We start from the raw sequence: 13,005 nt of genomic DNA on the forward strand, positions 1-13,005 counted from the left end.
CGATCTACCAACACCACCTCCGCGCCAGTGCTAGCTTTTCGTACCGTCACTTATTGCACTGAAAACGAGGAGACCCCAACGTGGACATCCAGATGCGCACCAATGTGCCGCACATCTTCGCCATCGGCGACATCGTGGGCCAGCCCATGCTGGCGCACAAGGCGGTGCACGAGGCGCATGTGGCGGCGGAAGTGATCGCCGGCGAATTGCAGGGCAACAAGGAACTGGCCAGCGCCGCCTTCAACGCCCGCGTGATCCCCAGCGTGGCCTACACCGACCCCGAAGTGGCCTGGGTGGGCCTGACCGAAGACCAGGCCAAGCAGCAGGGCATCAAGGTCAAGAAGGGCCTGTTCCCCTGGGCGGCCTCGGGCCGCGCCATTGCCAACGGCCGCGACGAAGGCGTCACCAAGCTGCTGTTCGACGACAGCCCCGAAGCAGGATCAGGAGACGGCCATGCTGGCCGGGGCCACGGCAAGATCCTGGGCGGCGGCATGGTCGGCACGCATGCGGGCGACATGATCGGCGAGATCGCCCTGGCCATCGAGATGGGTGCGGACGCTGTCGACATCGGCAAGACCATCCACCCGCATCCGACGCTGGGCGAGAGCATCGGCATGGCGGCGGAAGTGGCGCATGGCAGCTGCACGGATGTGCCGCCTGCGCGCAAGTAAGTCCGCAGCCAAGCTACCCTGACAAGGCCCGAACTGGCGACGGTTCGGGCCTTGTGCTTTGCGTACCCAAACAATCGCCGCAGAATACTGTGCATTTGTACAGTATTCATGTCAGCCACTTCCAAGCCCAAGCTCTACAACCCACGCCACCCCGAACGCACGCTGCTCTACCAAATGGTAGCCGAGCACTACGAGACCTGGCTAGAGTTGGCCAGCGCGGGTCAGTTCGACGGCCAGGGCGACCACCACACCCCCAAGCCCTTCGTGCGCAAAGCGTTTGCCAAGTATCTTGAGTGCGGCATCTTTGCCCATGGCTTTGCCCGCGCTCGCTGCGGCGACTGTGGGCACGACTACTTTGTAGCCTTCTCCTGCAAAGGCCGGGGAGTCTGCCCCTCGTGCACCACGCGGCGGATGGTGGAGACGGCGGCACACCTGAGCGACCACGTTTTCCCCCGCCTGCCGGTGCGCCAGTGGGTGCTCTCCGTGCCCAAGAGGTTGCGGTACTTCATGCAACGCGACGGAGCGGTGCTGAGCATGGTGCTGCGCATCTTTCTGCGGGTGATCGCACAAACTCTGCAGACCCACAGCCCCGGTGCGGCCCATATGGACAAGGCAGGCCTGCACATCGGTGCCATCGCCTTCATTCACCGATTCGGCTCCAGCCTCAATGAACACGTCCACTTCCACGTTTGTGTGGTGGACGGGGTGTTTGAGGAAGTGGAGGGCGAGGGCGATGCTGATGCGACCCCTCGAATCTCATCGCCGGGTGTCATCTTTCACGCGGCCACCGGCATCGATGCGGCTACCGTGGCCCCAGTGCAGACCACACTGCAAAAACGCATCCTGCGCGCCTTCGTTGCTCGGGGCCTGCTGGAGAACTGTGACGCCAAAGACATGCTGGGCTACAAACACAGCGGCTTCTCGGTGGACGCCGGTGTCTGCATCGAAGCCCACGACCGCGCTGCGCTGGAGCGGCTGCTGCGCTATTGCGCGCGTCCACCGTTTTCCATGGAGCGCCTACGCAAAGAGGGAAGCAAACTGGTGTACCGCTGTGCCAAACAGCGCAGCGAGCCCACCAGTGACAAGCGTGGTGCCAAGGCAGATGAGCTGCACCTCACACCGCTGGAACTGATCGACCGCATCGCCGCGCTGGTGCCACCGCCACGCACCCACCGGCACCGCTACTTTGGTGTGCTGGCACCAAACTCGCCGCTGAGAGCGGCGGTAACGGCGCTGGCTCAGCCTGCTGCGTCGCAACCAGCCACGGTGGAGACTGCACAACCTGGCGCGGGCGTACCTGGGGTGGCGGCGCCGGGCAACGCGGCCACACCCACACCCGAACCTGAAGCACGCCCGAAGCGAGCGGCGCATTACTTGTGGGCGGTGCTGATTGCCCGCATCTACGAGGCATTTCCGCTGCTGTGCCCCATGTGCGGTGGGCAGATGCGCATCATTGCCTTCATCACCCACAGCGCCGAAATCCGCCACATCCTGAACCACATCGGGGTGGAGTCTGCCCCCCCGCACATCACCCCGGCACGCGGGCCACCGCTGTGGGAGGGCTGCGACGCGCCGGTGGATGATGGTGCGCAAGGCGAGCCGGATTGGGATCTGGCAGCTCAACCCGACGAGGTAGACCAGCGCGTCAATTGGTGACCCAGTGAAGCGGCGGTATCCATCGCTGCGGGGAAGCAGCTGCGCGCGCGCCAGGCCCAAATGCATACTGCCTCCCAAGCTCTTGCCATTGAGCGGCAAGCGAGCGCTCAACCTTCCTTGGCCGAACGTGTTTCGAGGCCCAAAACTCGTGCCATACTTGGCCTCATGCGGTTGAATTTCCTATCCGTCGCAAGGCGTCGAGGAGGTTCGCCCCAGGCTCGACCTGGACGACACGATTGAGGGGCTGAACGAGGACTTCCATGCTGCGTGGGGCTGGCTTTTTGTTATGCACCGAACAAACGCCATGATTGACTCCCGCAGCAGATCAGCCAATAGAATCGCTTGAATGTGCAACATCACTCCGAATGATGTTGCCCCGCTTCCGCCCCCGGAACCCGCCTGCGCGGCACCGGCTCTCCCCGCCGCAGGGCGATGCAAGGCCACCCGCCGTCCCGCGCCAGCCCGCGCCGCTGCGCGCATCCAGGCCCTTTGCGCGCCATCACTCTGCGTTGTCCGGCCCCGCCGGCCCCGCCCTGCCCTGCGCCCCGATGCGCACGCCGCAAAAACTTCCGCCCAGCCCGATTCATCCTTTACATGAGCATGGTTATTTATAATCCTAGTCAGTTCATGTGATAAGGGCCCCTGGGGTCCACAACGGAGACAGCATCTTGAGCAGCAGAAACAGTGGCGGCCCGAAGCATGGGGCTGCCGGAACGCGGGCCGGGACGGGTTGCGCCGCGCGGCCCGCGCGCAGGCCCGCGTCCATCACGACCCCGGTGGAGAGGACATCCCTTGGAGCTCTCTGACATCGACCTGAACCAGCTGGTGCTGTTTCACCAGCTCATGGTGGAGCGGCGGGTCTCCAAGGTCGCGGACAACCTCAACCTCACCCAGCCCGCCGTCAGCAACTCCCTGGCCAAGCTGCGCCGGCTGTTCGGGGACGAACTGTTCCTGCGCACTTCCTCCGGGATGGTCCCCACGCCCTTCGCCGAGCAGTTGGCCGAGCCGGTCGGCTACGCCCTGGCGATGATCCACAGCGGCATCAACCAGCAGAATGACTTCGACCCGGCGAAGCTGAACCGTCCGGTCACGATCGGGATGACCGACATCGGCGAGATCGTCTTCCTTCCCGCGCTGGTGGAGCGCCTGACCCGCGAAGCGCCGGGCGCCACACTGAACACGGTACGCAACACCGCCGTCAACCTGCGCGACGACATGGAGTCCGGGAAGGTGGATCTCGCCATCGGTCTCCTGCCCCAGCTCAAGGCGGGCTTCTTCCAGCGGCGGCTGTTCCGGCAGCACTATGTCTGCCTGTTCCGCCAGGGCCACGCACTGGACCGGAAGCGGCTGTCGCTGGCCGACATCAAGGCCGCCCAGCACCTCGTGATCGTCTCGGCAGGGACCGGCCACGGCACGGTGGACGAGCTGATCCGCCGGGCCGGCGTCGACCGCACCACGCGCCTGACCATCCCCCATTTCGTGAGCGTCGGCCACATCCTGCAGCGCACCGACCTGATCGCCACCGTGCCGGACAAGCTCGCCGACCGGCTCGCCGAGCCGTTCGGCCTGACGTCCCGGCCGCATCCCGTGGCCCTGCCCGAGATCTCGATCAATGCCTTCTGGCATGCGAAGGTGCACCGCTCCCCCGTCAACCAGTGGCTGCGCGGCGTGGTCTTCGACCTCTTCGGCGAGGACCGCGCGCGCGAGCGGGCGATCGCCTAGAGGGGTCGCCACCGCCCGCGGCCGGCGGGCCTTGCCGGCCCAGGCCCCTTGGACCGTTTTCCCACCCCAGTCATGGCCCCACCCGGCCGGCTCCACCACAGAACATGGCTTCCTCCAATCCCGCTCCCTCCAGGTCACCGGCAAAGGCACAGCGTCGCGGCGCAAAGGCGCCGGGCGTCAAGCCGCAGCCCCACAAGCCCGCCGGGCTGCGCGAACGCCACAAGCAGGACAAGCTGCATCGCATCAAGACCGCGGCGCGCAGCGTGTTCATCTCGAAGGGCTTCGACGGCGCGACCACGCGGGAGATCGCCCAGCTCGCGGAGGTCTCGCACGCGACGGTCTTCCTCTACGCGCAGGACAAGCGCGATCTGCTGTTTCTCGTGTTCAACGAGGACATGGACGACGTCCTCGCCGAATCCTCGGCGGCGGTCAAGAAGCCCGGCCCGCTGATCGACCGGCTGCTGCGCTGGTACGAGCCCTTCCTGCGCTTCTTCAGCACCGAGGCCCCGATCGGCCTGCTGAAGCTGCATGAGCGCGGCAACGCGGACATCGGCCCGACGCCGCAAAGCGTGAGCGTGGACCGGCGCAAGGAGATCGTGCAGCGGGAGCTCAGCAACCTGTTCGAGGCCGCGATCCGTTCGGGCGAGCTCGCCAGCACCGTGGACCCGATGCTCGCGACGCGCGTCGTGCGCTCCGTGTTCTACGGAGAGCTGGACCTGTGGCTGCGCTCCCACCCGCATCCCAGCATGGCGCGCGGGCTGCGCGACCTGCGCGCCGCGCTGACGCTGATCGTCTCCGGCATGCTCCCGCGCAAGTAGGCCCATGGACCCAGGCCGTCCGGCCCGCCTGCCCTCCGTTCACGGCCCCGCCCCGCGCAGCGCCCGCATGCCGCCCCCCGGCGGCGCCAAACGCGCCTCTGGCAACGCGGGCATGGGCTCGTCGAGGCGCCAGATCCACGCACCCGCGGCCTGCGCCATCTTCTCCTTCGTCGCGCGGTCCTTCGCCGGCATGAAGGCACTGACCACGTGCAGCGGCAGGGGCTGGCCGCCGGCGTCCAGCAGCAGCGCATTGGGGAAGGCGGCCGCCGTCCGGGCGTCGTAGCGCAGCGGCTTGACGAAGCGCCGGCGCTGCGCGACGAGGGCATGCAGCAGGCCCAGCTCGTGCACGCCCTCCACGGGAATCCACTGCTCGCTGGTGAGCATCAGGCTCGCCGCGTCGACCTCGTAGGTGTGCTCGCGCCGCGCCCGGATCAGCGCCGCGATGACGAGGTGGACCCGTCTGCCGGTGTCGGCGTCGCAGGCCTCGAACAACGGGGCGAACGCACGCTCGATGCGTTCCCAGGTCCGGGTCGCCACCAGCAGGGGGGCATCCGGCGCATGCTTGATCCAGAGCCGGCGGCCGAGCGCCGTCGCGTCGCACGCCTTGAATTCACCGAGCACGAGCGCGAGGGGGCTCTGCCCCTCGCGTGGATGCAGCACGGCCAGCTTCTCCCTGCGCCGCCGCGCGGCCTCCTCGCGCCCGCTCTCCGAGAACGGCTCGGGCACGTACAGCCGCTCGGCCAGCGCCACGCCCCGGATGGTGATGCTCTCGGAGGCCTCCAGCAGGTACTTGTGCAGGACGCCCTGGTTGCGCTTGCCCTCCATGGCGGGCGACCAGCGGTTGAAGCCCGCGCTCTGGAACAGGAAGTGCATCAGCGCCCGCAGGGTCATGCGCCGCCGCCCGACGGCCACCTCGGCGGTATCCTGCGCCTCGCCGCGCGGCACCGCGCGGCCCGCCACGCGGCTCCAGGGGAAGCTCACGCGCAGTTCGAAGCATCCCGGGCTGGACTCGACGACGGCCTCGCCCAGGAGCTCGCCGAGGCCGGACTGGTGCGCATCGGGCTCGTAGGACGGGCATCCGGGATGGTGCCGCCCTCCCGAGCCCGGCATGCGCTTGAGCACGAACTGTCGGTGGCGCGCGACATACATCTCCACCCCTTCGGGACAGCACAGGCACCGCGGCCGCTGCGGCGACTCGTAGGCCAGCGCGAGCGCCTCCTGCAGACGGGGATCGTCCGCATCGAATTCGCTGCCGGCGATGGCGAACCGCTGGATGTCCATGGGCGAAGGGATGGCTTGCCCCATCGTCGGCCGCCATGCGGCGCGGCGCAAGCCGGAATGCCGCTGAAATCGAGGCGATATCGGCGCCATGTCGCTGTCCGCCCGGCGCCAGGCCCGCTGTCCGCGGCGTCCGGCGACCGGCACACGCCGCCACCGCGGCCCGCGCATCCCGGCGGAGCACGACAGCCGCGCTACGATAGGCGCAAAAGGGGGTGCGCCGGAAGGAACGGTGCAAGAGCAGCTGGTCTGCGCGGCGCATCCCGGATTCCGCTCCATGCCTTCATCGCCCAGCCCCGCCCCAGGCCGCCCGACGGCGGCCGCCCGCCGCATCCACACGCCCGCGCTCTCGGAGCAGCCCGCGGCGCTGGCCGCCGGGTGGCTGACCTGCTCCTACCTGCTCGCCCAGCGCGGAGCCATCGACATGGGCATCGCGGCCCCGTGCAAGAAGACCCTGCGGGAACTGCTGGACGGGCTCTGCGACGCCGACGCGCTCGGGCTGCTCGAGCGCGACAACCGCTGCGACCTCGAGGGGCACGTGCTCTACCTGGTCACGGAGCGGATCCGCGTCGGCCGGCTGCCGGGACCGCTGCTCGCCGCCGGCGTGGACCCGGATCTGCTGGAGGAACTCGCGGCCACGGCGGGCCTCACCGACGTCGTGTTCGTGCCGCGCACCGCCGAATGCCTGGCCACGTACCTCGCGCGCCACCCGGACTCCGCCGCCATCGTGCTGCGCGAGGAGAGCGGGGACGCTTCCGCCGCGACCAGGGAGAACGAAGCCGCGGCCCGGTGGTATGACGAGCGCTACGACGAAATCGCGCATGGCCTCCTGCGCTCCACGTCCAGGCCGCAGTACCTCGGCGGCGATCTCTCGCCGCGGCGGTGCCGCTACTGCGGCAGGACCGACCCCGAGACGTCCTTCCGGGACAAGGCCCATGCGTTTCCGGAGCAGATCGGCAACAAGGCCCTGATCGACCGCCGGGAGTGCGACGCGTGCAACCGGCACTTCGCGCGCATGGTCGAGGACGACTACGCCAAGTGGACCTTGCCCATGCGCGCCACCGGGCGCGTCACGGGCAAGGGGCTGCCTTCGTTCAAGTCCCGCGACCACCAGATGCGCATCGACGCGCGGGGCCCTCGGAACCTGGCGATCCGCCTCGGAGAGAAGGACCCGCGCCACCGCCTGGACGAGGAGACGCGCACCGTCACGCTGCAGCTCGAGCGCCAGCCCTACGTGCCCATGGGCGTCTTCAAATGCCTCGTCAAGATGGCGCTGGCCGTCATGCCCGAGCCCGAGGCGGGTGAATGCGATCACCTGAAACGCTGGATCCTGGCGCCCGCGCACACCTTCGAAAGCTATCCCTACCGCCCGCTGCGGCTGCTGGAGCAGTTTCTTCCGGGCCCGATGCCCAATGACCAGTTCCAGTACGCCCTGCTGCGCCGGCGCCCCGGCCATGCCGACTGCCCCTACCTGATCTTCGTGCTGCAGTTCTCCAACGTGCTGCACCAGATCGTGCTCCCGATGCACGACCAGGACCGCGCGCTCATCGAGCAAGGCCATTGCGAGGTCCCCTTCTTTCCGCACATTGGCGGGACGGCCGGCCATGTCCAGGCCTACGGCCGCAGCCAGGCCCGCGTGCGCGACCTCAGCGGAACGGCCGCCGTGTCGGGAGAGCAGCAAAGCCTGAGCTTTCGCTACGCGCAACGCATCGACCAGCCCCCGCCCCCGGCCCCGGCCCCGGCCTAGCGGCGCCTGTGCCGCGCCCCTACCCTCCGCCCCCGCCGACCGGAAGCAAGGGCGGCGGGACCCTAGTCGTTCATGAACTCCTCGAACTTGCGGTGCAGCAGCAGGCTCGGCGTGCGGGTCAGCCGCTCGGCGTCGACCAGGTACGACCCCACCGACTTCGGCTTGCGGACCAGTTCACGCGTCGCGAGGGCCGCCACGGCGCCCGCCAGCGTGCCCACGCCCAGCCCGAACGGCGTGTACGGACCGCCGCCCCCGAGCCCCGGGAGCGAGAGGAAGGCAGCCGCGACGGGCAGCCCCACGGACAGGATGCTGTATACGCCCTCCTTCCGGAAGAAGCCCAGCGACGCCCGGTACTCCGCCTTCGCCCGCTCGAAGCGCCGCACGAAGTCCGCCACGATGTAGCGGGCGTGCTGCTTGTTCTTGCAGCGGGAGATCTCCGCCTGCAGCTGCTGCAGCTCCCGTTGAAACGCATGCCGGAGCTCCACCGTGTCCTCGCGGTAGCGCAGGATGGTGTCGATGGGCACCTCGGCGAGGTCCCTGGGAAGAAGATCGACGACCGCCAGGTTCGCGAGGTAGGCGTCGGCACGCTCGTCGGAAACCGCCTCGGTGAAGGCCCCGTCGTTCGCGAAATAGGTCCCGACGGCCCAGCAGTCGGAGGAGTCCGTGGTCAGCTCCAGCGCGCGGCGCTGCGCCACCGAGGCCGCCAGGTAGAACATGTAGCCGCCGGCATGCTCGTGGGGCACCTCGAGGAAGCCGTCGGCGGTCAGGCGCTGCGCCAGCTGCTCGAACAGCGGCAGGAGCTTGGCGTCGATCTTGTCCGGATTGATGCGGGTGAACGCCTCGGAAGAGAAGCCGGCGGGCCAGGCCAGGCGGGTCCGCTGGGACTCCCGCAGCGCGTAGAAGTCCAGGAAGCGGTGGGCCGCGCTCGACTTCTCCGCGGCATCGACGGCCAGGTTCAGGATGACCCCTTCGGCCACCGCCGTCGCCACCTCCGGCGGGTCCTGCGGGACGTATCCGCCGGGAACGATGCGGTGCACGCGGTCCCAGACCAGCAGCGAGCGCTTGAGCGCGTCGAGATCGTTGAATTCGATGGTGGGATAGTGCAGCGCCTGTGGCATATCGCTCGCGAGACATGGAGTGGAAGAATGCGGGGCGGGCCCGGCCCCGCGCATCGTATCGCCCCGCGGCCCGGCCTGGCGCAGGCGCGTTGCCAGCCCCTCCAGGACCGGCGCATGGGCTGGCGGGACCCGGCGGCCCGTGGGTCCGTCCGTCCGCGGGTCCGGGTCCCCCGCCCGGCCGCCGCACGGTGCGTCGCTCGTCGCCACCCCGAAGCGCTTGCTGCCGCGTGCCCTTCGGAACGGAAACGTGGCGCGTGTCCGCGCCCCGCTTGCGGCCTGCGGCCAAGCGGACCGATAGTGCCATGGCTACCCGTGGGCATCGAGTCCACCCAGCCTTCATCGGGGCCTGCACGCAGGCCCAATGAAGTCCAGCCTCGCTGGCGTCGCGATCGTTACTCGCCTTGCAGTGCGCCGGATCCGTCCGGCCCGGTCATGCGAATGACCAGAGACCCGGTCCGGCCTTGCGCCGGACCGCGAACCGTGGCGCGTCCTCTCCTTGAGGCGCGCCACTGCGTGCCGGATGGGGCAGCGGCTTCGGTCGCTGCGCCATGCGGCCCAGAGCGAGTGCCGCACCCGCCAGGGCGCAGGCGTTCATGGCGTGCCGCCAGGTATCGCCGCAAAGCGCCTCGGCCCCGCTGAGGCATCCCAGACGGGGAACATGTTTCCCCGGCATGGGGAGCGGTGTCCCCCTTTTTTCATGGAAGGAGGACACCATGATCACGAATGTGATGAGAGCCCAGCGCGCCGTGTGCGTGCTGTTGGGCGGATCCGGGTCGCGCGCCGCGCAGCTCCCGGCCCCCCGCCGGATTCCGATGTTGTTCAAGCCCTGGTCCGGCACGGCGGCGCAAGCTCCCCGGCAAGACCAGGCCGAGTCTGCCACGGCCCAGGCCTGATCGCATGATCGACCGCTACCGCAGGCAGATCGCAGCCACGGTCGTCCAGCTCGCGAAGGACGACCCGGGGCTCGTGAGGGCCGTGATCGTCCAGCGGCGCAGGCTGGGCGACATCGAACCAGATGACCTGGCGTACCTTGAACGGATCGCCAGCCGATGGATGAGGATCGCCGAACAGGCGCGTTCGGGTTTCCGGCGCTGAAGCCTGCAGCCCGCTGCACGCACGGCGCCGCCGCCGCGCCGTTCGCGATCCTCCGCGGCCACGCCGGGCGGCCCTGCGTCCTCCGATGTTCAACACCAACCACGGGAGGCTTAGCCATGCCCCAAGAGAAGTCCCCTGCCCGTCACCGGCTCGAAACCATCGAGCGGCAGGAAGAGAAGATCTGGGTGGAGTTCTACCCCGAAGTGCGCCGCGATGAGACCCTCGCCGCGGAGATCCTGACGGAACTCGAACGCGACGAGACGCTCCGGCGCCGCCATCGCGGCCTGTACCTGTGCTGCCAGCGCTGCATCCGGCTCCATGAAAGCCGCGAGACACGCAACCGCCGCATCGGCAGGGCCGTGCGCAGCCTGCTGCGGGCCGTGTTCATTTCGTTCCCGAGGGCGGTCGCCGAGACGCTGGGCCAAGGCCGCAACGTCGCCGTGGCCTGCCTGCCGGAAATGGAAGAAGAGCCCGCAGCGCCCCAGGTCAGGCGCCTGATGGAGAGTGACGCCTACGCCCAGGCAGAGAAGTCCTTCAGGGAACGCGCCCGCAAGGCCGCGGACAAGACCGACACGGGCACGCACGCGCTCGCCGCAGAGGACACCGCCCCGGCGGTGCGGCCATCGGCGGCAGGCTGAGCCCGCCGCCCGCCAGAGACCGAACGCCCTGCGCGCCGCCCATGCGGCGCGCACGGGCGCATCGGCGCTCGCCCGGCCCCGACTGGACAGCGGGCTGGCGCGCCAACAAACGCCGCACTCACCCCGCCCTGCCCTTCTTTCCGCGCTCCAACCCCGTTCTCCCGCCTTTCGTGGCCACCTCGTCGCCCAGCCGCGCGCCACTGCGCTGCTTGGGACTGCGCCGCGCCTTGTCGGCGGAGGGTGTGCGGTCAAACTCCAGCAGCGCCGACGGGGGAACCCTCAAGGTCTCTGCAAGCACGCAGATGTTGCGCAGCGCCACGTTGCGCAAGCCTCGTTCGATCTCGCTGAGGTAGCTCCTCGACATGCCGCTGTCGTAGGCCAGCGCCTCCTGCGACACCCCGGCGTTGCGGCGCGTCGCTGCCAGGTGGCGCCCAAAGCACACGAGGGGGTCGTATTCCAGTTCCATAGCACTCCTTTGATCCGTACGCTATCGGATCACTTGCTATGGAGCTACTCGATATGAGAGCACTCGCTATAAGCGCACTCGCTATGAGTGCACCCTCTATAAGTGACATTCGCGCGCGCTGACCGCCTCCCGGATACCCCCGGTTCGCCATGGCCGCGGGCCGGAATGTGAGGCCCCGTCCTTCAGCCGGACGCCGCCGACGCCGCTACCGCCTCAGCGGCCGCCCTGGCGCGCATCCGGACGCCCGACGCATGCGTCGAGCTGTCCGTCGATGAGCCAGTGCAGAAAGGCAGTGGCATACGACGTTCCATGGTAGTAGCCCTTGCATTGCGCGACATAGCGCTCGAGATCGGCGAGCGTGCGGATGTCCGCCGGCTCGAAGTCGGTGATCTCTTTGAAGACCTCGGCCTCGCGCCGGGTCAGGCGTATCTGGTTGCCGCAACGAAGCATCGTCATGCACTCCCGGGACGGTGGGACTGCCATGTTCACGCAAAGTTCGACCGTTGTGCGAACGGCCGCGCCTCGCCATGGCAAATCGCACCCCGGTGCGACCGCCATCGGTCCCCGGTCCGATCCTGGTCTCAGTCGTCACGCTGCCCGCATGCGCCGTCGGCACTCCTGCAGGCCGGACCCCACCCTCCTGCCATGCCGCAGGGCGCCGGGCCCCGCGGCGTAGGTGAACGCTCCGCGAGCAACCGGGACTTGCCGGGCAGCGAGCACGCCCCCTAGACCAGCCCCTCCATGAGCTGCTCCAGGCTCGGCCGCGGGCACCGGGGCGGCCGCACGTCGCGGATCCCCAGCAGCTCGCCGATCTGCTCCTCGTCCGCGCCCCGGCGCACCAGGCGGTGCATCACCGTGTGGCGCACGTTCTGCGCCGACAGGCCGGGGATGCCGATCCGCCGGAAGATCTTGCGATAGGCATAGTGGATCTCCTCGCAGAGGTAGCGCATGCCCGATGCGGTCGGAATGCGCTCTATCGGAAAGGCAGCGCCTTCCTGCGTCAGGAAGAGTGCCTGCACCGGGTCCAGCCCCCGGTAAGCCAGCGGCTGGGCCCCGGCGGATCCCGGGGCCCGCACCGCGAGATAGGCGTCGATGGCCTCGCGCGCCGGCACGCTGGTGAAGTACAGGGGGCGGCTGCGGCGGTTCACCGCCACCTCGGCGCGGACCTCGGAATGCAGCCTGACGGTGCCATCGTCGTTCAGGTAGTCCCGCACCTGCATGCGCGCGACCTCGAGGGGCCGCGCTCCGGTCGCGAGCAGGATCCACACCATGGCCACGTCCCGCTCGGGTGTCGCCGTGTGCAGCCGCGCGCGCCGCATGGCGGCCTGGATGTCCTCGTCCGAGAGGATCACGGGCGCATCCGTCTTCCCGGCCGGCGCCATGGGCCCATACCGCTGCAGGGCCGACTCGATGGCCAGCCGGTGCGCGCGCAGCGTGCGCACGAACACCGCGCGGCTCTCGTTGAGGCCCTCGACGCCGATCTCGCGGACCAGCCGGAGCACGAGCGCCTTGACGCGCCGCTCGACCCCGGTGCGCGTCATGCCATGCTCGCGGGCCACCGCCTCGTAGGTCATGCCCCCGAGCACGGCAAGCAGCAGCATGGTGGAGAGTTCCAACCGTTCCGAATCCATATCGAGCCATCCGCCCAGCTTCCATCTGAGCCCGATGCTCCGGATTCGCGCCCGCTGGCGCCAGCCCGAAATTGCTCCCAATTGGGGGCGATTTCGGGAGCAGGCCCGCGCTGTCCATCGCAGCGCCTTGCGCCCGAAGCGGAAACCCGCCAAGCCGGCCGGCGG

Annotated in this window: 12 protein-coding genes and 1 pseudogene; 8 read left to right on the forward strand and 5 right to left on the reverse strand. The window is 69.0% G+C overall.

Annotated features, from left to right (window positions below):
• Positions 1-65: 65 nt before the first annotated feature.
• From AC1RDS_RS17760 to AC1RDS_RS17775, 4 genes and pseudogenes are all read left to right on the forward strand, one after another.
• A pseudogene (locus AC1RDS_RS17760) lies at positions 66-671 on the forward strand (oxidoreductase dimerization domain-containing protein); the annotation flags it as partial.
• A 108-nt stretch (positions 672-779) separates the two neighbouring features.
• Positions 780-2,327: an IS91-like element ISCR8/ISPps1 family transposase gene (locus tag AC1RDS_RS17765; protein WP_011117152.1), complete on the forward strand. Its 1,548-nt coding sequence runs from the start codon at positions 780-782 to the stop codon at positions 2,325-2,327.
• A 792-nt stretch (positions 2,328-3,119) separates the two neighbouring features.
• Positions 3,120-4,049, forward strand: a complete 930-nt coding sequence (locus AC1RDS_RS17770) for a LysR family transcriptional regulator (RefSeq protein WP_059400306.1) — start codon at positions 3,120-3,122, stop codon at positions 4,047-4,049.
• 104 nt (positions 4,050-4,153) lie between these two features.
• Positions 4,154-4,867 (forward strand): TetR/AcrR family transcriptional regulator, encoded by a 714-nt coding sequence (locus AC1RDS_RS17775; protein ID WP_059400305.1) that lies wholly within the window; start codon positions 4,154-4,156, stop codon positions 4,865-4,867.
• Positions 4,868-4,906: 39 nt separating this feature from the next.
• Here the strand turns inward: AC1RDS_RS17775 and AC1RDS_RS17780 are convergent, their stop codons facing one another.
• Positions 4,907-6,148 (reverse strand): DUF1173 family protein, encoded by a 1,242-nt coding sequence (locus tag AC1RDS_RS17780; protein WP_059400444.1) that lies wholly within the window; start codon positions 6,146-6,148, stop codon positions 4,907-4,909.
• Between the two features lie 274 nt (positions 6,149-6,422).
• Here AC1RDS_RS17780 and AC1RDS_RS17785 point away from each other — a divergent pair, with 274 nt between their 5' ends.
• Positions 6,423-7,892 (forward strand): HNH endonuclease, encoded by a 1,470-nt coding sequence (locus tag AC1RDS_RS17785; protein WP_092939579.1) that lies wholly within the window; start codon positions 6,423-6,425, stop codon positions 7,890-7,892.
• Positions 7,893-7,954: 62 nt separating this feature from the next.
• Here the strand turns inward: AC1RDS_RS17785 and AC1RDS_RS17790 are convergent, their stop codons facing one another.
• Positions 7,955-9,010, reverse strand: a complete 1,056-nt coding sequence (locus tag AC1RDS_RS17790) for a DUF6236 family protein (protein WP_059400303.1) — start codon at positions 9,008-9,010, stop codon at positions 7,955-7,957.
• Positions 9,011-9,723: 713 nt separating this feature from the next.
• On the opposite strand from AC1RDS_RS17790, the gene AC1RDS_RS17795 reads away from it, so the two are divergent.
• The 3 genes from AC1RDS_RS17795 (at position 9,724) to AC1RDS_RS17805 (ending at position 10,743) form a co-directional block, all read left to right on the forward strand.
• The gene (locus AC1RDS_RS17795; protein ID WP_139222803.1) at positions 9,724-9,903 is read left to right on the forward strand and encodes a hypothetical protein; all 180 of its coding nucleotides are present in this window, start codon (positions 9,724-9,726) and stop codon (positions 9,901-9,903) included.
• Between the two features lie 4 nt (positions 9,904-9,907).
• Positions 9,908-10,105 (forward strand): hypothetical protein, encoded by a 198-nt coding sequence (locus AC1RDS_RS17800; protein ID WP_059400301.1) that lies wholly within the window; start codon positions 9,908-9,910, stop codon positions 10,103-10,105.
• A 116-nt stretch (positions 10,106-10,221) separates the two neighbouring features.
• Complete coding sequence (locus AC1RDS_RS17805) at positions 10,222-10,743, forward strand: hypothetical protein (RefSeq protein ID WP_059400300.1); 522 nt, start codon at positions 10,222-10,224, stop codon at positions 10,741-10,743.
• Between the two features lie 118 nt (positions 10,744-10,861).
• Here the strand turns inward: AC1RDS_RS17805 and AC1RDS_RS17810 are convergent, their stop codons facing one another.
• From AC1RDS_RS17810 to AC1RDS_RS17820, 3 genes are all read right to left on the reverse strand, one after another.
• Entirely contained in the window at positions 10,862-11,209 is a 348-nt protein-coding gene (locus AC1RDS_RS17810) for a helix-turn-helix domain-containing protein (RefSeq protein WP_082136761.1), read from the reverse strand.
• 213 nt (positions 11,210-11,422) lie between these two features.
• Positions 11,423-11,665, reverse strand: a complete 243-nt coding sequence (locus tag AC1RDS_RS17815) for a hypothetical protein (protein ID WP_242455311.1) — start codon at positions 11,663-11,665, stop codon at positions 11,423-11,425.
• A 269-nt stretch (positions 11,666-11,934) separates the two neighbouring features.
• A complete protein-coding gene (locus AC1RDS_RS17820) occupies positions 11,935-12,810 on the reverse strand; it encodes a tyrosine-type recombinase/integrase (RefSeq protein WP_059400299.1) in 876 nt (291 codons plus the stop codon).
• Positions 12,811-13,005 lie beyond the last annotated feature (195 nt).

The sequence above is a fragment of the Acidovorax sp. GW823-FHT02H02 genome (assembly GCF_058797075.1).

What these genes read in the sequence shown, in the direction of transcription:
- AC1RDS_RS17815 (WP_242455311.1), bottom strand. Translation starts at nt 11,665, where the DNA reads ATGACGATGCTTCGTTGCGGCAACCAGATACGCCTGACCCGGCGCGAG.
- AC1RDS_RS17795 (WP_139222803.1), top strand. Translation starts at nt 9,724, where the DNA reads ATGATCACGAATGTGATGAGAGCCCAGCGCGCCGTGTGCGTGCTGTTG.
- AC1RDS_RS17810 (WP_082136761.1), bottom strand. Translation starts at nt 11,209, where the DNA reads ATGGAACTGGAATACGACCCCCTCGTGTGCTTTGGGCGCCACCTGGCA.
- AC1RDS_RS17820 (WP_059400299.1), bottom strand. Translation starts at nt 12,810, where the DNA reads ATGCTGCTGCTTGCCGTGCTCGGGGGCATGACCTACGAGGCGGTGGCC.
- AC1RDS_RS17790 (WP_059400303.1), bottom strand. Translation starts at nt 9,010, where the DNA reads ATGCCACAGGCGCTGCACTATCCCACCATCGAATTCAACGATCTCGAC.
- AC1RDS_RS17765 (WP_011117152.1), top strand. Translation starts at nt 780, where the DNA reads ATGTCAGCCACTTCCAAGCCCAAGCTCTACAACCCACGCCACCCCGAA.
- AC1RDS_RS17805 (WP_059400300.1), top strand. Translation starts at nt 10,222, where the DNA reads ATGCCCCAAGAGAAGTCCCCTGCCCGTCACCGGCTCGAAACCATCGAG.
- AC1RDS_RS17780 (WP_059400444.1), bottom strand. Translation starts at nt 6,148, where the DNA reads ATGGACATCCAGCGGTTCGCCATCGCCGGCAGCGAATTCGATGCGGAC.
- AC1RDS_RS17800 (WP_059400301.1), top strand. Translation starts at nt 9,908, where the DNA reads ATGATCGACCGCTACCGCAGGCAGATCGCAGCCACGGTCGTCCAGCTC.
- AC1RDS_RS17785 (WP_092939579.1), top strand. Translation starts at nt 6,423, where the DNA reads ATGCCTTCATCGCCCAGCCCCGCCCCAGGCCGCCCGACGGCGGCCGCC.
- AC1RDS_RS17775 (WP_059400305.1), top strand. Translation starts at nt 4,154, where the DNA reads ATGGCTTCCTCCAATCCCGCTCCCTCCAGGTCACCGGCAAAGGCACAG.